The following is a 20,732-nucleotide window of genomic DNA, read 5'->3' on the forward strand; positions in this document are numbered from 1 at the left end:
CTGCCTCGGCAGCGACACATATACGCTCCCTTCGTCTAGTGGTTAGGACGTGGCCCTCTCAAGGCTAAAACAGGGGTTCGAGTCCCCTAGGGAGCGCCAGTCGCCACAGCAGGAACCGAAAAAGCCCGCCTCGTGCGGGCTTTTCTGTTTCTTGGGGTTTGCCTGTTGCGTCGAGCGGGTCGCCTCGGGGGCGAGCCGCCGCTGCCTGTCCTGGACCGGCTGGCCTGCCGCCGCCACGGAACAGGAAGGCGCTGGAAACCAGGGCGGCGCCATCAGCCTTCCATCTGCTCCAGCTCCTTGCCCTTGGTCTCGCGGACGTAGCGGACGACGAAGAAGATCGAGAGGATCGCTGCAACCGTGTAGATGCCATAGGCACCGGCCAGGCCGATACCCGCCAGCAGCAGCGGGAAGGTCACGGTGATGGCGAAGTTCGACGTCCACTGCGCCGCACCGGCCACCGCGAGCGCCGGGCCGCGGATCTGGTTCGGGAACATCTCGCCCAGCATGACCCACATCACCGGGCCCCAGGACATGTTGAAGAACACCACATAGACGTTGGCCGCCACCAGCGCCAGCCGGCCCATGCCATCGGACAGGTGCAGGCGCCCTTCGACCAGGCTGCCGCTGGCGAATGCCACCACCATCAGCACCAGGGCAACCGACATGCCGACCGAACCGACCCACAACAGCGGCTTGCGCCCGATCCGATCGATCAGCATCACCGTCAACAGGCAGGCGCCGATGCTCAGCGCACCGGAAAGAACGTTGATCAGCAGCGCATCGCTTTCCGAGAAGCCGACGGCCTGCCACAGGACCGCGCCGTAGTAGAACACCACGTTGATGCCGACCAGCTGCTGGAACATCGCCAGGCCGATGCCCACCCAGATGATCGGGCGAAGCCTGCCGGTGCCCTTGTCCAGCAGGTCGCCGAAGCGCGGCTTGTGCTGGTCCTGGTCCAGGCTGGCCTCGATCTCCGCCTGTTTGGCGGCCGCCGCGGCGTCGCCGTACAGCCGCGACAGAACCGCCCTGGCCTGCGCCTGGCGCCCCTTCACCACCAGGAAGCGCGGGCTTTCCGGAATCACCAGCAGCAGCAACAGGAACAGCGCCGACGGCAGCGCCTGCATCCAGAACATCCAGCGCCAGGCCTCCTGCCCGAACCACAGGAGCTCGGTGGAGGTGCCTGCCGCACGGGCCAGCAGGTAGTTGCTGAGGAAAGCGGCGAACAGGCCGCAGATGATCGCCATCTGCTGCACCGTCGCCAGGCGGCCCCGGTAGCGTGCGGAAGCGACCTCGGCGATGTAGGCCGGCGACATCACGCTGGCCGCACCGACGGCGAAGCCGCCCAGCACGCGAGCGGTCACGAACAGCCAGGAGGCGTGCGCGGCGCCCGCACCCAGCGCCGACAGCAGGAACAGCACCGCCGCCACGATCAGCACGCCGCGTCGGCCCAGGCGGTCGCCCAGCCAGCCGGCGAGAAACGCGCCGATCGCGCAGCCCAGCAGCATCGAGGCAACCTCGAAGCCCAGGGCCGCCTCGCTGGAGTTGAAGGCCTGCCGCAGGCCATCAACCGTGCCGTTGATTACGCCACTGTCGAATCCGAACAGGAAGCCTCCCAAGGTGGCCACGCAGCTGATCAGGACGATGAACGCGGTGTTCTCTCCACCATCGGCGGCGGCAGGCTGAGCTGGGGACATGGGCATTCCAGGAGGGAGGACAGTCCGGCTGCCACAGCAGCCAGCAGCGCGCAGCCTCGCACAGGCGCCGCCCCATCGCCAATGGGCCGTGCCCTCGAGCCCGGCAGATCCCCCTTTTCAGGCCCGCGCCGACACCGGGGGGCAACCTGTTCTAGAATTGGCGGGTTCAGGAATCGATCCACCCCCAAGCCCATGCCCTTTGTCGTCACCGAAAACTGCATCAAGTGCAAGCACACCGATTGCGTGGAAGTGTGCCCCGTGGATTGCTTCCACGAAGGCCCGAACTTCCTGGTGATCGACCCGGATGAGTGCATCGACTGCACCCTCTGCGAGCCGGAGTGCCCGGTCAACGCGATCTTCCCCGAGGACGATGTCCCCGCCGGACAGGAGGGCTTCGTCGCCCTCAACGCCGAACTGGCCAAGGCCTGGCCGGTACTGACCGTGCGCAAGGACCCGCCGGCGGACGCCGGTGAGTGGGATGGCAAACCGGACAAACTGAAGCTGCTCGAGCGCTGAGGCGCCAGCACCCGCCGCCATGAAAAAGGGCGCCCTGGGCGCCCTTTTCCTGTTCCGGCAATGCCAGGCCCTGCCCGGCCGAACCCGGGCGCGTGGCCCGGTCCGCAGCTGCCGGCGGTTCCTTACTTCGCCAGCGCGGCCTTCAGTGCGGCAATCAGCTTCACCGGGGCCTCGGCGGTCGCCGGCAGACCACGCGGATCGACCGCAGAGACATAAGCGCCGGCATCGACGGCCACCACGCGCACCAGGAAGTTACTGCCTTCATAGGCCACGTCGTAGGAGCCCAGCAGCTGGGCACGGCTGGCGATGGTCACGCCCTGCACGCCTTCCAGCGCGGTGCCGACCTTGGCGAACGCCTCGTCCTTGCTGCCCGGAATGGTGAAACCGGTATTGCCCACGGCCGGGGCAGCCGGAGCGGCCACAGCAGCCGGGGCGGTGGTCGAGGCCAGCCTCGGCACCTGGTTCTCGCCCGACGCGGACGGCAGGTTCAGGTCCGGCGGCACTTCCAGCGGACGCATCTCCGGGGCCAGGGCGTAGTCGCCCTTGGCACCGCGCTTGAAGCAGCCGGTGGTGGTCACGACCGTGGTGAGGGCGATGAGCGCGAAGGACAGCACGCGGACGGCGGAAACGGATTGACGCATGTGGATCTCCTGGATCAGACCAAGACGGAAGGTCAGTGGCTGGAAAGGGCTTCAAGCGCGGCGATGTCGCCGGCCAGATGATCGGCTGCCGGATGATGCGCTGCCGACAGTGGCAGCAGCGGCAGGCGCAGGTCGTGGCCGATGCCGATGCGGCGCAGCAGCGCCTTGACCGGAATCGGGTTGGATTCGATACCGCAGAAATCGTGGTACGGCTGCAGGCGCGCGTCCCAGGATGCGGTGGCGTCATGGTCGTGGGCGGCAGCCAGCTCGCACATCCGGCGGTACGCACCAGGCAGCGCGTTGGAGCCGACCGAGATCAGCCCGTCGATACCGGCCTGGATCGAGCGCGCAGCCGTGCCGTCGTCGCCACTGAGCACGGCGAAGCTGGAACTGCGCAGCGCCAGCAGGGCCTTCACGCGCCCGATGTCGCCGACGGCCTCCTTGATGCCGACAATGTTGGGATGATCCGCCAGCTCGGCCACGGTCTCCGGCAGCATGTCGCATCCGGTGCGCCCCGGTACGTTGTACAGCACCACGGGCAACCCGCCGTGGTCGGCCACGGCCCGGTAGTGCGCGATCAGCCCGGCCTGTGTCGGACGCACGTAAGGCGGCGTCACCACCAGAGCGTGACTGGCACCCTGCGCGGCAGCGCGACGGGTCTGTTCGATGGTCTTGGCGGTGCCGGACAGGCCGGTACCGGCCAGGACCGGGATGCGTCCGCCGATGCGTTCGACCGCACTGGCCAGCAGCTGGTCGTACTCGGCGTCGGACAGCGTCGCCGCTTCGCCGGTCGAGCCGGCGACGACAACGCCATGGACGCCACCTTCCAGTTGCAGATGCAGCAGGCGCTGCCAACCGTCGGGATCGAGGGCACCGTCGGCCCGGAACGGGGTCGCCAGCGCGGTGATGAGGCCGGAAAGGGACAAGGACGTGCTGCTCTTGGCTGGGAAGGGAAAACGCCCGCCACGAAAGGGCGGGGGCGACTTGAATGTTACTTGCGGCGCGAAAGCACGGGCAAGTATGCTGCACTCCGGTGGATCCCCGCCTCTGGCGGGCATTCAGACTCACGCATGCATTACCCGGAATCGCCTTGACCGACACCACCCCGCGCCCCGCGCCGAGCGAAAACCACCTCCTGATCAACGCCTATACGACGCATCCGGAGTCCCCACTGCTGTCCGTCACCCGACGCATTGCCGACAGCGGCTGCAATCTGGTGGACGCGCGCCTGGCCACGGTTGGCCGCGACGTATCGGTCACCGCGCTGGCCACCGGGTCGTGGGACTCGGTCGCCAAGCTGGAAGCGATGCTGACCCGGCTCGAGCGCGAGGAAGGCCTGAAACTGGTCTGGTACCGCACCGAGGCCAAGCAGGCGCAGTCCAATCTGCTGCCGTACATCGTTGAAGTGATCGCCGCTGACAAGCCGGGCATCCTGTTCCAGCTGGCCGACTTCTTCGACCGCCAGGGCATCACCATCGAGACCCTGCAGAGCACGCGCTATCGCGCCATGCAGACCGGTGCGGAAATGTTCAGCGCGCAGGTCACCATCGGCGTGCCGGCCAACATGCACATCGCCGCCCTGCGCGATGATTTCCTCGAATTCTGCGACCACCTGAACCTGGACGCGATCATGGATCCGATGAAGTTCTGATTTTTCGCGCGTTCGTCACGGGCGCGCGGCGTTTCATGCAACTGTCGTAGAAATACCCCAGGCTCCGGAACCAAGGACCTCATGAACAACGGCGATACCCTGGACCGCACCACCCTCTCGCTCCCGCTGGCCCTGTCAGGCGGCGAACACACCACCCTCGGCGACCTCGCGGGCCAATGGCTGGTGCTGTACTTCTACCCCAAGGACAGCACCCCGGGGTGCACCACCGAAGGCATCGACTTCAACGCGCTGCTGCCGGAGTTCCGCAAGGCCGGCGCCACCGTACTCGGCGTATCCCGTGACTCGGTGAAATCACACGACAACTTCTGTGCCAAACAGGGCTTCGCGTTCCCGCTGGTCAGCGATGGCGACGAAGCGCTGTGCAACGCCTTCGATGTGATCCGGATGAAGAACATGTACGGCAAGCAGGTACGTGGCATCGAGCGCAGCACCTTCCTGATTTCTCCCGACAGCCGCATCGCGCAGTCCTGGCGCAAGGTCAAGGTCGCCGGCCATGCCGACGCCGTGCTTGCCGAACTGAAGGCCGCCCAATCCAAGTGATTCACATCGCCCACTTTGTCCGCCATCACCCTGCCCCGCAGGTCGTGGTGGTTTTTCCCTGTCCGTAACCAGGAATCGACGATGACCCGAGGCAAGCGCATCTACGTGCTGGATACCAACGTGCTGATGCACGATCCGACCGCGCTGTTCAAATTCGAGGAGCATGACGTCTACCTGCCGATGCAGGTGATCGAGGAGCTGGACAACGGCAAGAAGGGCACGTCCGAGGCAAGCCGCAACGCCCGCCAGGTCAGCCGCTTCCTCAACGAGCTGGTGCAGGCCTCCGGCCTGGACAATCTGGCCGACGGCATTCCGCTGCAGCGCCCACAGGGCCTGCAGCTGCGTGGCAAGCACAGCGCCGGCAAGCTGCGTTTCCAGACCAGTCATTTCGACGCCGGCAAGAGCTTCGGCCAGGTCATCCCGGACAATGCCATCCTCGGTGCCATCCTGGCGCTGAAGGAGCAGACCCCGGAGATCCCGGTGGTGTTCGTCTCCAAGGACATCAACCTGCGGATCAAGGCGGCCATCGCCGGCATCGTTTCGGAAGATTACGAAAACGACCGCGCACTGGACGATTTCAGCCTGCTCTACACCGGCGCCACCGAGCTGCCGGAGGATTTCTGGAAGCTCCATGGCGACGACCTGCGCAGCTGGAGCGACAAGGGCCGCACCCATTACGAGATCCTGGCCAGGGACGACGAGGAGTGGTACCCGAACCAGTACGTCTACCTGCCGGGCGAGGACGAGGTGGAGCTTCGCGTCAGCCGCGTGGTCGGCGATGGCAAGGTGGTGCTGTCGCTGGTTGATGATTTCCGCCACGGCAGCCATGCCGTGTGGGGCATCAGCGCGCGCAACCGCGAGCAGAACTTCGCGCTCAATGCGCTGATGGACCCGGAGATCGACTTCGTCACCCTGCTCGGCACCGCCGGCACCGGCAAGACCCTGCTGGCACTGGCCGCGGGGCTGGCACAGACGATGGACCAGCAGCGCTACCGCGAGATCATCATGACCCGGGCCACCGTCAGCGTCGGCGAGGACATCGGCTTCCTGCCGGGCACCGAGGAAGAGAAGATGACACCGTGGATGGGCGCGCTGACCGACAACCTGGAAGTGCTCACGCACAACCAGGAAGGCGGAACCTGGGGACGCCAGGCAACCAACGATCTGCTGGCCAGCCGCATCAAGATCCGCTCGATGAACTTCATGCGCGGCCGCACCTTCCTGTCGCGCTATCTGATCCTGGACGAGGCGCAGAACCTCACCCCGAAGCAGATGAAGACGCTGATCACCCGTGCCGGTCCCGGCACCAAGATCGTCTGCCTGGGCAACGTCGAGCAGATCGACACCCCGTACCTGACCGAGACGACATCCGGCCTGACCTACGCGGTGGACCGCTTCAAGAACTGGCCGCACAGTGCGCACATCACCCTGCGCCGTGGCGAACGCTCGCGGCTGGCCGATTACGCTTCGGAGGTGCTGTGAACCGTTCTGCCCGCCTGCTGCTGCCGACGGCGGCGATCACCCTCGCAGCCGTCCTTGGTGCCTGCACCACCACCCGCGGGCCGGCCAGCGTGCCGACCGCCGAACGCACCGGCCAGTCGTGGGTGGTCACCCGGCCGATCGTCGCCGCGCAGGTGCTCGACACCTGCTCGCGGCACAGCCCGGGCCGGGATGCCGGCCGCGTCACCGGCTACTGGGCCCCCAGCCGGCAACAGGTGGACCAGCTGGAAGCCGCACTGCCTTCGCTGCAGGCGCAGGTGCCCGACGTACTGGACTTCGACCGCCAGTACGTCGGCATCGAAAGCGCCGGCAAGCGCCTGATCTACATCAATGCGTTCCGCCTGCCTGACGACAGCGGCATCAAGCCGGCGCGCGAGGCCATCCGCGTCTGCGATGGTGGCAAGCAGTTCTGGGGCGCGGTGTTCGACCCGGCCACCGGTGCGTTCAGCGAGCTGCAGTTCAACGGCGGTCTCGGCGGTCCCTGAGGGTCGCGCCGATGGGCATACGCCTTCCCACCTGGGTCTGGATCGGTGCCGTAGCGCTGTCGTGCGTGGCCGGCATGGTCAACGTGGTCGGCTTTCTGGGCTTCGAGCATCAGGCCGTCAGCCACATGACCGGTAGTACCAGCCAGCTCGGCATGGCACTGGCGCAGGGCGACTGGCGCGCGGTCGGGCACCTGTGGGGCCTGCTGATCGCTTTTTCGCTGGGTGCGATGCTCAGCGGGCTGCTGATCCAGGACAGCGCACTGCAGCTCGGCCGGCGCTATGGCGTCGCTCTGGCACTGGAATCGGCGCTGTTGCTGGCCGCCATTCCCTTGTTCAAGCAGCAGCAGATCTGGGGCGCGTTGTCGGCAGCGATGGCCTGCGGGTTGCAGAACGCGATGGCCACCACCTTCAGCGGCGCGGTGATACGGACCACCCACCTCAGCGGCATGTTCACCGATCTTGGCATCGGCCTGGGCCATCTGTTGCGCGGGCTGCCGCTGCAGGTGCGGCGGCTGACGCTCAGCGGCCTGATCATCAGCGGCTTCCTGGCCGGTGGCGTGATGGGTGCGTGGCTGTTCCTGCGCTGGCAGTACGATGCCCTGCTTGCCCCCGCGCTGCTGACCGGCGCGACCGGGCTGGTCTATGTGCTGTACCAGCAATGGGTACGCTGGCGGTACTGAGCGTCGCCGCACGCACGCGCAGCATGAGGCGTCCGCCCCTGCCGGCAGCCCGTAGCCGGCACTACCCCCATCCCGGTGACCACGGCACAATCGCCGCATGAGCCCGACCACTCCCGTTTCCGCCCTCACCATCGCCGGCTCCGACTCCGGCGGAGGCGCCGGCATCCAGGCCGACCTGAAGGCCTTCGCCGCACACCGCGTGCATGGCCTCTCCGCGATCGCCGCACTGACCGCGCAGAACACCCGCGGTGTCACCGCCGTGCATGTGCCGCCAATCGAATTCCTGCGCGCGCAGCTCGACGCGTGCTTCGATGATTTCGACATCCACGCGGTGAAGCTGGGCATGCTGGCCAATGCCGAGGTGATCCACGCCGTGGCCGATGTACTGCAGCGTCACCGCCCCGCACATGTGGTGCTGGATCCGGTGATGGTCGCCACCAGTGGCGCGCGCCTGCTGGAAGACAGCGCCCTGCAGGCAATGCGCGAGCGTCTGCTCCCGCTGGCCACGCTGGTCACTCCCAACACACCGGAGGCAGAACTGCTGGTGGGCCGCACCATCGGCGATGGAGACGACGCCGAGCGGGCCGCGTCGGCACTGCTGGATCTCGGGGCCGGCGCGGTGCTGCTCAAGGGCGGCCACCTGCACGAGGGCAACCGGGTGATCGATCGCTACTTCGATGGCGTCAGCAGCGAGGAATTCAGTCACGCGCGCCTGCCGCTGGATGCGCACGGCACCGGCTGCACACTGGCCTCGGCCATCGCCGCGCAACTGTGCAATGGCCTGAGCCTGGCCAACGCCTGCGAAGCATCGATCGACTACGTGGCACGCGGGCTGCAACTGGGCTACATGCCGGGGCGCAGCGATGTGCGCGTGCTGGATCATTTCGGCGCAGCGCCCCACGCATGAGCCTGCCATCACGGACACTGGCCGTGGAATGCGGCGACGGCCATCGCTTCGAGGTGATGGCCTGCGTGCCCGAGCAGCCGCTGGCGCGGCTGCTATGGCTCCCCGCACTCGGCGTGGCCGCGCGCCACTACCTGCCATTGGCACAGGCCCTGGCTGCGAAAGGCATCGCGGTCTACCTGCACGAGTGGCGTGGCAACGGCAGCAGTTCACTGCGCCCTTCGCGCACGCAGGACTGGGGCTATCGTGAAGTGCTCGAGCAGGACCTGCCTGCCAGCCAGGCTTTGCTCGCCAACGCCGATGCCGGCGAAGGCGTGCTGCCCTGGATCATCGGTGGGCACAGCCTGGGTGGGCAGCTGGCCTGCGTGCATGCAGGACGGCAACCGCAGCACTTCGAGCACCTGTGGCTGGCCGCCAGTGGCACGCCGTTCTGGCGTACGTTTCCGCCTCCGCGCGGATGGCTTCTGCCGCTGGTGTACCGCTTCCTGCCGTGGATCGCCCGCCGCCAGGGCGTGCTGCACGGCCGGCGCCTGGGCTTTGGGGGCACCGAAGCACGCGGCCTGATTGCCGACTGGTCGCGGGTGGGCCTGAGCAACCATTCCGCAGCCGCGGGCATGACCGAGGATCTCGATGCGCAGATGGCACGCGTGCATGGCAGCGCGCAGGCCGTGGTGATGGAACACGACTGGCTGGCACCGATCGGTTCGATGCAGGCGTTGCTGGATAAACTGCCGAATGTGGCATCACACCTGTATGTGATGTCCGACGGGGAACTGGGCACGCGTGCCGACCACTTCGCGTGGATGAAGGCGCCACAGGCGGTCGCCCACCAATTTTTCATTCAGCTGGATGAAAATCTTCACAAAAACGGTTGACGGTACGCGCCGACATCCGCATAATTCCGCTCCTGTCGCAGGGCGCCCGTAGCTCAGTTGGATAGAGTACCTGGCTACGAACCAGGCGGTCGGGAGTTCGAATCTCTCCGGGCGCACCACTCGACAGGTTTCCGGCATCCGCCGCTGGAAATGAAGTAAAATTTGATTGTGTACCGCGCGCCCGTAGCTCAGTTGGATAGAGTACCTGGCTACGAACCAGGCGGTCGGGAGTTCGAATCTCTCCGGGCGCACCATACACGATCAACACAACAGGTTTATGTAATTGGCGCCCGTAGCTCAGTTGGATAGAGTACCTGGCTACGAACCAGGCGGTCGGGAGTTCGAATCTCTCCGGGCGCACCATTACACCGAAACAGCAGGCCTCGGCCTGCTGTTTTTTTATGTGTGTTCTTCGGCAGGGCTGCGCCCTGCACCCGCCGAAGCCAAAGCCGGAGCAACAGCAACAGCGCGCATTCCATGGGACGGCGGGGCGGTGTCGGAGTGCGGGGACGCCGCAAGTACGTCCCTGTAGGCTTGGCAGCCGCATCCATGCGGCTGACACCCCGCACTCCGACACCGCCCCACCTTCGACAGGTTCACGCGGCTGTTGGTAGGTGTCGACCTTGGTCGACACATCTGTCAGATATCGAGTGAATTCATCCACGCATGGCGTGGATCTACCGTGTCGATCAAGTCGACACCTACCGGACCCGCCCCGTCTTGCCCCAGCAAACCCCCTTCGGCTGTGGCTGTTGCTGTGTTCGCGCTCGTAACGGGTGCAGGGCGCAGCCCTGCCGCACACCTATCCCCCGGCCATTGCCCGCCACCACTGCGACAGCAGCTCCGGCCTGCGCAGGCGCTCGCGCCACCAGCGCAATGCCGCGCCATCCTCACCGGTCCGCCAGGCCAACCAGAAGGTCTCCTCCGGCTTGTGTTCCTCGACCTCACGGATCACCAGTTCGCCTCGCGCCACGGCCGCGCGCGCGCACGGCTCGGGCAGAAAGCCGAAGCCCACGCCCTCGCATTGCAGTTTCAGCTTGCTGGCCATGTCGGGCACTGTCAGCATCTCCTGCCCCATCAGCAGGCCAACCGTACGGGGCAGCAGTCGCCGCGCCGAATCGGACACCGCGATCGCACAGTGCTCGACCAGCTGCTCACGTCCCAGCACGCCCGGCACTGCTGCCAAGGGATGATCCGGGGCAACCGCGAACACGAACTCGACCGTACCCAACGGCTCGACCACGTAGCCACCACCGCTCGGCCCCTCGCCCGGCGCGCCCACCAGCAGATCGGCACGCCGGTCCAGCAGCGCCTCCCAGGTGCCGGACAGCGCCTCGCCGATCAAGCGCAGGCGGGTCGGCGCCTCAGCGCCGCGAAATGCGGCGATGTCCGGACCCAGCAGCCAGGTGGGAAACACCGAATCCACTGCCAGGGTCAGTTCGGTTTCCCAGCCGGAGGCCACCCGGCGCACCCGCAGTTCCAGTTCGCGGGCCGCACGGAGCAGATGCCGGCCCTCATCCAGCAGCGCGCGACCTGCCTCGGTCGGCTCCGCACGCGGGCCCACCCGGTCGAACAGCTGCACGCCAAGATCCTCTTCCAGCTTGGCCACGGTGTAGGAAATGGTGGACGGCACCTTGTGCAGGGCCTTGCCGGCGCCCGCAAACGAACCGCGGCGATCGATGGCGTCCAGGATCTGCAGGGCTTCGAGGCTGAGCTTGAGCATTCGAATTTTTCGATGATGGCTTTCAAAACTATCCGTTTTTCAAAGCACCGGCGCAAGCGGATACTTCTCTCCAACAGGGAAACACGGCGATCAATGCCCTGCCCCGCCCCATCGAAAACATCGAACAAGGAGATATCCCATGCTGCAGATCCGCAAGAGTGCTACCCGTGGCCTGGCCGAACATGGCTGGCTGTCCTCGCGCCACACCTTCTCGTTCGCCAACTACTACGATCCGCGCTATGTCAGCTTCGGTCCGCTGCGGGTGATCAACGAGGACAAGGTGATCGGCGGCCAGGGCTTCGGCACCCACAGCCACAGCAACATGGAGATCGTCTCCTACGTGCTGGGCGGCGCACTGGAACACAAGGACTCGATGGGCACCGGTTCGGTACTGCGCTACGGCGATGTGCAGCGCATGAGCGCCGGCAGCGGCGTCAGCCACAGCGAGTTCAACCACTCGGCCACCGAACCCGTGCATTTCCTGCAGATCTGGATCTTCCCGGACACGGAGAACGTCACCCCGTCGTATGAGGAAACCCACTTCACGCCGGACAGCAAGCGCAACCAGCTGCGCCTGATCGCCTCGCCCGACGGTGCAGATGGTTCGCTGCGCATCCACCAGGATGCCCGCATCTTCGCCACCCTGCTCGACGGCAGCCACAAGCTGCACCACGCCCTGGGCAGCGGACGCGGTGCCTATGTGCAGGTCGCCCGTGGCCAGCTGCAGGTCAACGGCATCACCCTGGAAGCCGGTGATGCGCTGCAGATCAGCGACGAAGCGCAGCTGACGCTGGAGAACGGCAACGACGCCGAAGTGCTGGTGTTCGACCTGCCGCTGTGAAGTCACGCCCGCGGTGCCGACCGGTACCGCGGGCGACCTCTGGCCTCAACCGCCGACGGCGACGCAGGCCTCCAGAATCAACGCAGTCACCTCGGCCGGTTTCGACGCCAACGAAGCATGGCTCGCATCCAGTTGCAGAAGACGCCGGGGCTGAATCCGATCGGCCATCATCTGCGGGTTCTGAACAGAAGCTCTCGTGGGGTCTGTCCATACGCGGCCACAGATCACCGTCGCGGTGCGGGGCGGGGTTCGATGCCGCCTCGCCCTTGGCGCGCTGCAATCGTATGCATGTCGCCCCCCCTCCGTTGGCACTTGCCGAACCGCCATGAAATCGCTTCCATGTCGGTTCACTGGAGCTTCCTACCGCGCATGACGCCTTCTTCCCCACGTGCCCAGCAGCACGCCACCCGCGCCGCCTTCTTCATTCCCGGTTTCGCCACCGCCGCGTGGGCACCGATGGTGCCCTTCGCCAAGGCCCAGGCAGGGCTGTCCGACGCCGGTCTGGGCGCCGTGCTGCTGTGCCTCGGGCTGGGCTCACTGCTGGCCATGCCGCTGGCCGGTGCGCTGACCGGTCGCTTCGGCTGCCGTCGGCTGCTGGTGGTCACCTGTGCACTCGTGCTGCTGGCACTGCCGCTGCTGGCGGTGCCGCCTTCGCCCTTCGTGCTCGGTGCGGCCCTGTTCGTGTTCGGCGCGGGCGTGGGTGCGATGGACTGCACGATGAACATGCAGGCAGTGGCCGTCGAACGCGAAGCCGGCCGGGTGATGATGTCCGGCTTCCACGCCTTCTACAGCATCGGTGGCTTTGTCGGCGCCGGCTGCATGACCGGTCTGCTGATCCTGGGCACACCGCTCTGGCTGGCCGCGCTGCTCGCGGCGGCGGCACTGCTGCTGGTAGCTGTGCTGTCGGCACCGCACTGGCGTCCGCAACGGATCCTGCACGAAGGCCCCTTGCTGGCACTGCCACATGGCGTGGTGCTGTTCATCGGCGTGCTGGCATTCGTGGTGTTTCTCGCCGAAGGCTCGATGCTGGACTGGAGCGCCGTGTTCCTGGCCGAGGTACGGCAGGTGCCTCGCGACCAGGCCGGCGCGGGCTTCGCGGTGTTCACTCTGGCGATGACAGCCATGCGCCTGTTCGGCGATGGCATCGTCGAGCGTCTCGGCCGCACCCGCACCCTTGTCATCGGCGGCATCACCGCTGCGGCCGGCTTTGCCGTGGCCACCCTGGTGCCATCGTTGCCGGTTGCCCTTGCGGGCCATGCGCTGGTCGGCCTGGGCTGCGCCAACATCGTGCCGGCACTGTTCTCGATGGCTGGACAGCAGCGCGCGATGCCCGAGAACATCGCCATCACGGCTGTCACCACACTGGGCTATGCCGGCATTCTCGCCGGCCCGGCCGCGATCGGCGCACTGGCCCATGCCAGCAGCCTGGGCTTCGCGTTCCTCTGCGTGGCGGCACTGCTGATCGGTGTCGCGCTGTCGGCGCCCGCACTGGCGCGCCGGCTGTCCTGACGATGCATCAACCGCGTGCCGGCTCCGCTGCCGGCACATCGTGCACCAGCCACTCGGCCTGTGCCGGCAGCTGCGGCGCCGGGCAGGTGGACGGGGGGTGCCGTTCGTCGCGCGCCATCCAGTCGTCGACCACACCGGCCAACAGATCCAGCCGCAGCGGCAGGGTGATATGGTCCTCGCCGCGCATCTCGATGTAGTGCGCCCGCGGGTTGGCCTGCGCGAGTTCGCGCCCCTGGCTCACAGGAATGTGCTGGTCGCCCTGCCCGTGCAGCAGCAGCACGCAGGCGCGCGTGTCGGCCAGCGCGCGAGCCACATCCACATGGTCAAGATCGACATCGATGCGGCGGCTGGCCGCAGCAATCACCTGGTCGATGTCCTGTCCGCCATAACGCCACCGCGCATATGAGGCCACGGCCTGTGCCTTCCACCCTTCCGGCTGCAGCGCCATCAGGTGCGGAATCATCGTGCGGATGGCTACGCCGGCATTGGCGAACGACTCCATCGCGACGACGCCGGCAACCTGGTCACCGAGCTTTTCAGCGGTGAACACCGCCGTCGCCGCGCCATAGGACACGCCGAACAGATACAGGGGCCCGGTGACTTCGCCGCGTGCGCGCAGCTCAGCGATCACATCGACCACGTCGTCCGATTCGTAGGTGCCATAGCCGGAGGGTCCAACCCCGGACTGACCGTGGTTGCGCAGGTCGAGCGTGACCACGCGATAGCCCGATCCGGCCAGCTGCAATGACCACGGCAGCATCGAATCGCCGTTCATCATCCAGCCGTGCAGGAGCACCACGGTGCCACGCGGCGCCTGTGCCCGGAACGGCTGCGGCACCGACAGGCTGAGTCCGGTGTCCAGCGGCAGGCCATTCTCATGCCGCTGCGGCAGATAGCGATAGCGGGCGCCGTAGTCGCCCGGATCGAACACGCGCCAGAAGATCGGCACGCCATCACGGCCCGGCGCGAAACCATGGCGATTGGGAATCCCGGCAATGGCCGCAGCGATGCGCGGCTGGTCAAGCAGCGTCGACACGCCGCCGGGCGCGACCAGGCGGTCGGCGAGCGAGGTGGATGCGGCATTCATCGAGGAAGAGCATGCAGCCAGCCATAGGCCGGCGCACGCCAGCAACAGCAGCAGCGGGCGCTTCATGGGCGATCAGGGAAGAAATGCGACAGCGTGGCAGCCTAGCGGGCACCGCGCTTGCCATCTATCGCGGCTCGATGACGGCTTGATGACAGCGCAGCATCGATTCAGCTTGGTGCAGGGCGCCTCCCGCGCCGCGGGTGCAATGAAGGCTGCATCTGCACGTCACCGTCACGTCACTGCCGCTGCCGACACTCCGGGGCTTCCCCCACTCGTGAAGGTCTGGTTTCGATGCCAACGCATGCGCGTATTCCCCGTATCTCGTTGCTTGCCCTGCTGATCGCGCCCACACTGGACGCCCTCGCCGAAGCACCGCAGGGAGAGGGTGACACGACACGTCGCAGCGACGCCCGCACGCTGGACCAGGTCCAGGTGATCGGCCAGGCAACCAGTTACGCCAAGACTGCGGTGCGCACGGAAACACTGAACCGGCAGTTGGTGATGAGCAGCGTCAACGACGCGCTCAACGAAGTGCCCGGCGTGGTCGTCAGCGAGGCCGATGCCACCGGTTCGTCGGTGTGGGGCACGCAGATCAGCATGCGCGGCTTCGTCACCAACCGCGATACGCAGCAGATCGGCACCACCATCGATGGCCTGCCCAATGGTGGCTCGGGCTACGGCGGTGGCTCCCTGGCCAATCGCTACATCGACACCCTGGACCTGGAAACGGTGGAGGTCAGCCAGGGCACGGCTGACATCTCCTCGCGCTCGAACGAGGCGCTGGGCGGCACCCTGAACTTCCTCACCGGCGATCCGCTGCAGGACAGCCGGCTGCGCTTCGTCGTCGGTGCCGGTGACAATGAAGCGCGCAAGTACTACGTGCGCTATGACACCGGCGTGCTTGGCGGCCACACCCGTGCCTGGGTCAGTGCATCCTCGGCGCGCGTGCACGATTGGATCGACGGCAGCGGCCGCACCCGCAACGACCATATCGCCGGCAAGTTCGTCACCGAACTGGACCGCTGGACACTCACCGGCTATCTGTCCTACAACGATGCCGACGAACCGGAATACACCAGCGTCTCGCCTCAGGGCTTCGCCACCAATCCGGACCGCGACAACCTGGTCGGCAGCCTGACCGGCATTCCCTATCTGGATCAGAATTTCCGTTCCGGTTCCCGTGCCCTGCGCGAGAACACCTTCGGTTACCTGCGCGCCGCCTTTGACGGTGGCAACGGCTTCAAGGCCTCCATGGCGGCCTACGGTCATCGCATGCAGGGTCGCGGGGACTGGCTGCCGCCGTACCTGGCGCAGGTCAGCGACGATGGCAGCGGTCGCCCCGAGTCGGAGTACACCGGCGGCAGCACCGTGTACGGCGGCAGCAACCGGGGCCAGATCTACTTCGTCAATCCCGATGGCAGCGCCGCCCAGCGTCTGGCCACCTGCACGCCGCGGCTGGGCTTCACGGCCGAGTATGATCCGGGCTGCTACGCCGGAAATGTGCTCGGCGCCCAGTCCTACCGCCACACCCACTACGACAACGACCGCATGGGCGTCACTGCCGACGTCGAGTGGCGGCAGACCTTCGGCAGCATCGACAACACGGTCCGCGGTGGCCTGTGGGTGGAAAAGCTGGACCGCTCCGCACGCCGCGACTGGCACCGGCTGCTCAACGTCGGGCAGGACATCGCCTTCGATCACCAGCCGTACTGGGTCCAGTTCGAAGACCGGTACAAGGTCGATGAGCAGATGTACTACATCGAGGACGTGGCCCGCTTCGGCCCCTTCAGCGCGCGCCTGGGCGTGAAGCAGTTCTTCGTGGACCAGTCCCGCCGGCGTGTGATCGGCGCCGCCGAGAACGTCACGTCCGATTCAAAGTCCGATCCGCTGCTGTCCACCGGCTTCACCTGGGCACCCGGTGTTCAGGGCATGGAACTGTTCGCAGGCTTCTCGCAGAACTTCGCGGCCATCCCCTCCGGCGTACTGGGCGAGACCGATCCGCAGCGCTTCCGCAACGTCGAGCCGGAGACCGCCGACAACATCGAACTCGGCATGCGCATCAGCCGCTGGCCGTTGACCGCCTCGGTCACCCTGTACAACATCAAGTTCGACAACCGCATCGTCTACCTGCCGGCCGGTTTCGTCAGCGGCATCGATTACCTGGGCGAGACCGACGGCGTCTACGAGAACTTCGGGGGCGTGGAGAGCAATGGCCTGGAAGCGGCGCTCGGATACGGCTGGGACAACGGCTGGCGGATCAACGCGGCCTATACCTACAACCGCTCGAAGTACCTCGGCAGCGGCGATTCCGCGCGTGACGCCCAGCTGGGCATCGTCGATGGCGCCAAGGTGATCGGCCAGCCCGAGCAGATCCTGGTGGTCTCGGCTGACTGGCAGGGCGAGAACTGGAACTTCGGCCTGTCAGGTCGCTACCTGGGAACGCGCTACCTCGATGCCGCCAACGCCAGCAACCTCCCCTCGGCCACGGTGTTCAATGCCAACATCGGCTTTGATCTGCAGGGCCTGTCGCCACGCCTGAAGGGCATGGGTGCGAACCTGGTGGTGAGCAATCTCACCGACAAGCGGTATCTTGCAGGTGTCGACGGCCGCGACAGCGCCTTCATCGGCGCTCCGCGCACCGTCGGCATCTCCTTCCGCGTGGACCTGTGAGTGAACCCGTGACCGATATCGGCCGTCGCCGACTGCTGCAGGCCGGCCTTGCCGCCGGCCTTTCACCGCTGCTGCCGAGCATCGCCCGGGCCGCCGCGATCGCCCCCGATGCACGCACCCGCAGCCTGCAGGACCTGCAGCACATCGTGGTGTTCATGCAGGAGAACCGCTCGTTCGATCACTACTTCGGCACCCTGCCGGGCGTGCGCGGATTCGGTGATCGTTTCGTGGCCCCCGCCGCCCCCCTGGCGGGCGGTGGCGCTGCGCGCACCCTGTGGCTGCAACCCGATGCCAGCGGCAGCCGGGCGATCGCACCGTTTCCGCTGGATACCGCCGCGCACTTCGGCTACATGCGCGTCGAAGGCACGCCGCACACCTGGCCTGACGCGCAGCGTGCCTGGGACCATGGGCGCATGGGGCAGTGGCCCAAAGCCAAGCAGAATCACTCCATGGGCTACTTCCAGCGCAGCGACCTGCCCTTCCAGTTCGCACTCGCCGATGCCTTCACCGTCTGCGATGCCTATCACTGCGCGATCCAGGCCGGCACCAACCCGAACCGGGTGTTCCTGTGGACCGGCCACAACGATCCCTTTGCCCGCGCCGGCGGCCCGGTGATCGCCAACTCCCATGACAACTTCCCGGAGCACGGCGGCCATCCGGCGTCCTACCAGTGGACCAGCTACGTCGAGCAGCTGCAGCAGGCAGGGGTGTCCTGGCAGATCTACCAGGACATGGCCGACAACTTCACCGACAACCCGCTGGCCGGATTCGAGACCTTCCGGCAGGCGTACCGCGCTGCACCGGGCCACGATCCACAGCTTCGCGCACGCGGGGTCAGCACGCGCGGGTTGGCACAGCTGCGCCAGGATGTGGTCGACGGGCAGTTGCCACAGGTCAGCTTCATCATCGCCGACGCTGCCGGCAGCGAACATCCCGGCCCCTCCAGCCCGGCGCAGGGCGCGGCCTACACCGCGCGCGTGCTCGACGCGCTGACCGCCGACCCGGAGGTCTGGAGTCGCACCGCCCTGCTGTTGATGTTCGACGAGAACGACGGCTTCTTCGACCACGTGCCGCCGCCCGCCCCGCCTTCACCGCTGGAGGATGGCTGGGCCGGCGCATCGTCGGTCGGCACCGAAGGCGAATACCATCGGCATCCTGCGCCTGGCGACGAGAAGTACGACGCCGCCGAGCTGCGTGGCCGCCCCTATGGACTGGGCCCACGCGTGCCGTTGTATGTGATCTCGCCCTGGAGCCGGGGCGGCTGGGTCGATTCGCAGGTGTATGACCACACCTCGGTCCTGCGCCTGATCGAACGCCGCTTCGGTGTGCCCGCACCGGGCATCTCACCGTGGCGGCGCGCGGTCTGTGGCGATCTGACCCACGCGTTCGATTTCGCCCAGCGCGATACCCGCCCCTTCGTGCAAGCGTTGCCTGACGTCGATGCGGTGGCCGCGCGCGCGGCGGCCCTGCCGGGCCGGACCGTGCCTGCCCTGCCGGAGGGGTTGCACCCTGCACGCCAGGAAGCCGGGGTAAGACCGGCACGCGCCCTGCCCTATCGGCCGCAGGCCCGGATCACCGCATTGGCCGCCGGAAGCATCGATCTGCAGCTGGCCTGCGAAGGAGCGGCAGCGGTACTGCATGTCTACGACCGGCTGCGCCTGGACGCGATTCCGAGGCGCTACACGCTGGTGCCGGGCACACCCGTGCAGGCGCGCTGGCCGCTTGCTGCCGATGGCCGCTTCGACCTGTGGCTGCTGGGCCCCAATGGATTCCATCGCCACTTCCGCGGCGATGCCACCTCCCCGATGTTGCTGGCGGATGTGGAGCGCGCCGATGGCCAGCTTCGCCTGCGTCTGCGTAATCCAGGCGATGAGCCCTGCCGGGTCCGCGTGCAGGGAGGCGCCTATGCCGGGCACATGCCGGACCAGACGCTGGACATTGCCGCGCGCTCGGAAACATCACTGGCCTGGGATGCAGCGCCTACCGCAGGGTGGTACGACCTGCATGTCAGCGCTGGAAGCGGTGCGCTGCGCCTGGCAGGGCGCGTCGAGGATGGCCGCCCCGGCACCAGCGATCCGGCGATGGGCAGTGAACCCTTGCGGTTCCAGCACGATTGAGGTCGAGGACGCTCCAGAGAGGGAGATTGCGCTGTTCACCGGACACAGCACGGATTCCCGTGACCGGGTGCAAGCGGATCAGCGCCCCGGAGCTGTACCAGCCCGGCGTGGAACTGCCGCGCGACGAGCGGGGGCAGTGTACCGAACCATTGGGTGATCCGAACAAGTTCTGCCGGTGAGTCCAGTGGCCAGCGCCACCGCACCGCAGAGTCGACAAGTGCACGCGAACTGCTGGAGCAGAAATAGCAAAGCCCTCGCAGGCGAGGGCTTTGAACGCCTTATGAGGCCAGGCAATCAAGCGAGAGCTTCGAACAAATTCTTGAACAGATTTACAACTTCACCGCCCTGACTCCAAATGAACCAAATCGCAGCGACCAATGAAACACCATGCACATCGCGCTTCTTTACTCGGAAGACGTAATAAGCCTCGGACACTGCATTCTTGGAGTCTTCGGACTCAGCTGTTTCGCCCTGTCTCATGATAGCTCTCCTTAGCGCCAGAAGACTTGAGCATAGCCTGCCTGCAACACCAGCGCACAGGCGGTGGCGACACGCGTGCGGGTTGTGCCGTGGCGCGCTTGATGACCTTGCAGCCAGCAGAGATTGAAGATCGCTCGGCACATTCGGCCGAATGTAGAAGCGGAAGGTGGTACCACGGCCCAGGTAGTGCGCTATTCGCATGACAGGGTGTCCAAGCAAGTGTCCAAGGCCGCAAAAAGAAAAACGCCCGCAGATCGAGGATCTGCAGGCGCTTCTTTGTATCTGGCGGAGTGAGAGGGATTCGAACCCTCGATAGAGCTTTTGACCCTATACTCCCTTAGCAGGGGAGCCCCTTCGGCCACTCGGGCATCACTCCGGGGATTTCACCGCGGGGGTGCGTCGCACCTCAGCGGGGCGTGAATCATAACGTTAATCACGCGCGAAGGTAAAGCCTTATTCCGCAGAATTTTCACCACCGGCGCTGCCGGCTTCGTCACCACGCTGGATGCGCTGGTAGATCTCTTCGCGATGCACAGCGACGTCCTTCGGCGCAGTGATGCCGATACGTACCTGGTTACCCTTGACGCCGAGCACGGTGACGCTCACCGAGTCACCGATCATCAAGGTTTCGCCGACGCGGCGAGTCAGGATCAACATTTTTGTAAGTCTCCATGGAACCGTGTGGAAGGGTATCCCCCACCGGCTTGACGCTTCGTCAAGAAGCGCTACCACGACAAAGGGAAAAGATTCGCAATGGTACCGTCAGCCGTCCCGCTCCTACAAGAAGGGGGACGGCAG

The 20,732-nt window shown here is 66.3% G+C and carries 18 protein-coding genes, 5 tRNA genes and 1 pseudogene; 16 read left to right on the plus strand and 8 right to left on the minus strand.

From position 1 onward, the window contains the following. Positions 1–24: 24 nt before the first annotated feature. Positions 25–99 (plus strand) — tRNA-Glu (locus AC5P76_RS04840). 173 nt (positions 100–272) lie between these two features. Here the strand turns inward: AC5P76_RS04840 and AC5P76_RS04845 are convergent. Further along, positions 273–1,694: a sugar porter family MFS transporter gene (locus AC5P76_RS04845; RefSeq protein ID WP_065174943.1), complete on the minus strand. Its 1,422-nt coding sequence runs from the start codon at positions 1,692–1,694 to the stop codon at positions 273–275. 192 nt (positions 1,695–1,886) lie between these two features. Between AC5P76_RS04845 and fdxA the strand changes: the two genes are divergently transcribed. Next, positions 1,887–2,210: a ferredoxin FdxA gene (gene fdxA, locus AC5P76_RS04850; protein ID WP_049411316.1), complete on the plus strand. Its 324-nt coding sequence runs from the start codon at positions 1,887–1,889 to the stop codon at positions 2,208–2,210. A 122-nt stretch (positions 2,211–2,332) separates the two neighbouring features. On the opposite strand, the gene AC5P76_RS04855 is transcribed toward fdxA, so the two are convergent. Together AC5P76_RS04855 and dapA are read right to left on the minus strand one after the other, a co-directional pair. Further along, complete coding sequence (locus tag AC5P76_RS04855; RefSeq protein ID WP_065174942.1) at positions 2,333–2,851, minus strand: hypothetical protein; 519 nt, start codon at positions 2,849–2,851, stop codon at positions 2,333–2,335. A gap of 32 nt (positions 2,852–2,883) precedes the next feature. Then, entirely contained in the window at positions 2,884–3,777 is an 894-nt protein-coding gene (gene dapA, locus AC5P76_RS04860) for a 4-hydroxy-tetrahydrodipicolinate synthase (RefSeq protein ID WP_111185428.1), read from the minus strand. Positions 3,778–3,941: 164 nt separating this feature from the next. On the opposite strand from dapA, the gene AC5P76_RS04865 reads away from it, so the two are divergent. From AC5P76_RS04865 to AC5P76_RS04910, 10 genes and pseudogenes are all read left to right on the plus strand, one after another. Beyond that, positions 3,942–4,502 (plus strand): glycine cleavage system transcriptional repressor, encoded by a 561-nt coding sequence (locus AC5P76_RS04865; protein ID WP_025879444.1) that lies wholly within the window; start codon positions 3,942–3,944, stop codon positions 4,500–4,502. Positions 4,503–4,583: 81 nt separating this feature from the next. Beyond that, on the plus strand, positions 4,584–5,063 hold the full coding sequence (locus AC5P76_RS04870) for a peroxiredoxin (protein WP_065174941.1): 480 nt from the start codon (positions 4,584–4,586) through the stop codon (positions 5,061–5,063). Between the two features lie 81 nt (positions 5,064–5,144). Next, positions 5,145–6,545 (plus strand): PhoH family protein, encoded by a 1,401-nt coding sequence (locus tag AC5P76_RS04875; protein ID WP_065181271.1) that lies wholly within the window; start codon positions 5,145–5,147, stop codon positions 6,543–6,545. Continuing rightward, a complete protein-coding gene (locus AC5P76_RS04880) occupies positions 6,542–7,048 on the plus strand; it encodes a hypothetical protein (protein ID WP_053517266.1) in 507 nt (168 codons plus the stop codon). Before AC5P76_RS04875 ends, AC5P76_RS04880 begins: the two co-directional genes overlap by 4 nt. Before the next feature lie 11 nt (positions 7,049–7,059). Beyond that, positions 7,060–7,728 (plus strand): YoaK family protein, encoded by a 669-nt coding sequence (locus AC5P76_RS04885; RefSeq protein ID WP_053517265.1) that lies wholly within the window; start codon positions 7,060–7,062, stop codon positions 7,726–7,728. 97 nt (positions 7,729–7,825) lie between these two features. Continuing rightward, on the plus strand, positions 7,826–8,635 hold the full coding sequence (gene thiD, locus AC5P76_RS04890) for a bifunctional hydroxymethylpyrimidine kinase/phosphomethylpyrimidine kinase (RefSeq protein ID WP_111185422.1): 810 nt from the start codon (positions 7,826–7,828) through the stop codon (positions 8,633–8,635). Further along, a pseudogene (locus AC5P76_RS04895) lies at positions 8,632–9,559 on the plus strand (alpha/beta hydrolase family protein). The gene thiD and the pseudogene AC5P76_RS04895 overlap by 4 nt, the downstream one beginning before the upstream one ends. After that, a tRNA-Arg gene (locus tag AC5P76_RS04900) sits at positions 9,550–9,626 on the plus strand. The pseudogene AC5P76_RS04895 and the gene AC5P76_RS04900 overlap by 10 nt, the downstream one beginning before the upstream one ends. 58 nt (positions 9,627–9,684) lie before the next feature. Continuing rightward, positions 9,685–9,761: transfer RNA gene (locus AC5P76_RS04905), tRNA-Arg, on the plus strand. A gap of 32 nt (positions 9,762–9,793) precedes the next feature. After that, positions 9,794–9,870 (plus strand) — tRNA-Arg (locus tag AC5P76_RS04910). Between the two features lie 439 nt (positions 9,871–10,309). Here AC5P76_RS04910 and AC5P76_RS04915 read toward each other — a convergent pair. Further along, positions 10,310–11,230 (minus strand): LysR family transcriptional regulator, encoded by a 921-nt coding sequence (locus tag AC5P76_RS04915; protein WP_065181268.1) that lies wholly within the window; start codon positions 11,228–11,230, stop codon positions 10,310–10,312. A gap of 139 nt (positions 11,231–11,369) precedes the next feature. On the opposite strand from AC5P76_RS04915, the gene AC5P76_RS04920 reads away from it, so the two are divergent. Further along, the gene (locus tag AC5P76_RS04920; RefSeq protein ID WP_262101244.1) at positions 11,370–12,071 is read left to right on the plus strand and encodes a pirin family protein; all 702 of its coding nucleotides are present in this window, start codon (positions 11,370–11,372) and stop codon (positions 12,069–12,071) included. A 369-nt stretch (positions 12,072–12,440) separates the two neighbouring features. Beyond that, positions 12,441–13,580 carry an MFS transporter gene (locus AC5P76_RS04925; RefSeq protein ID WP_065181266.1) on the plus strand — a complete coding sequence of 380 codons (1,140 nt, stop codon included), beginning with the start codon at positions 12,441–12,443 and terminating at the stop codon, positions 13,578–13,580. Between the two features lie 7 nt (positions 13,581–13,587). On the opposite strand, the gene AC5P76_RS04930 is transcribed toward AC5P76_RS04925, so the two are convergent. After that, positions 13,588–14,733: an alpha/beta fold hydrolase gene (locus AC5P76_RS04930; RefSeq protein WP_495222682.1), complete on the minus strand. Its 1,146-nt coding sequence runs from the start codon at positions 14,731–14,733 to the stop codon at positions 13,588–13,590. A 225-nt stretch (positions 14,734–14,958) separates the two neighbouring features. Here AC5P76_RS04930 and AC5P76_RS04935 point away from each other — a divergent pair, with 225 nt between their 5' ends. Continuing rightward, a complete protein-coding gene (locus tag AC5P76_RS04935) occupies positions 14,959–17,337 on the plus strand; it encodes a TonB-dependent receptor (RefSeq protein ID WP_253119755.1) in 2,379 nt (792 codons plus the stop codon). An 8-nt stretch (positions 17,338–17,345) separates the two neighbouring features. Beyond that, on the plus strand, positions 17,346–19,454 hold the full coding sequence (locus AC5P76_RS04940) for a phosphocholine-specific phospholipase C (RefSeq protein WP_253119752.1): 2,109 nt from the start codon (positions 17,346–17,348) through the stop codon (positions 19,452–19,454). Between the two features lie 294 nt (positions 19,455–19,748). Here AC5P76_RS04940 and AC5P76_RS04945 read toward each other — a convergent pair whose 3' ends face one another. The 3 genes from AC5P76_RS04945 to csrA all read right to left on the minus strand — a co-directional run bounded on the left by AC5P76_RS04945 (position 19,749) and on the right by csrA (position 20,591). Further along, positions 19,749–19,934 carry a hypothetical protein gene (locus AC5P76_RS04945; RefSeq protein WP_146256229.1) on the minus strand — a complete coding sequence of 62 codons (186 nt, stop codon included), beginning with the start codon at positions 19,932–19,934 and terminating at the stop codon, positions 19,749–19,751. Positions 19,935–20,217: 283 nt separating this feature from the next. After that, a tRNA-Ser gene (locus AC5P76_RS04950) sits at positions 20,218–20,310 on the minus strand. A gap of 77 nt (positions 20,311–20,387) precedes the next feature. Then, on the minus strand, positions 20,388–20,591 hold the full coding sequence (csrA, locus tag AC5P76_RS04955) for a carbon storage regulator CsrA (protein ID WP_053520007.1): 204 nt from the start codon (positions 20,589–20,591) through the stop codon (positions 20,388–20,390). Positions 20,592–20,732 lie beyond the last annotated feature (141 nt).

It is taken from the genome of Stenotrophomonas sp. YJH_SMC_36, from assembly GCF_059369935.1.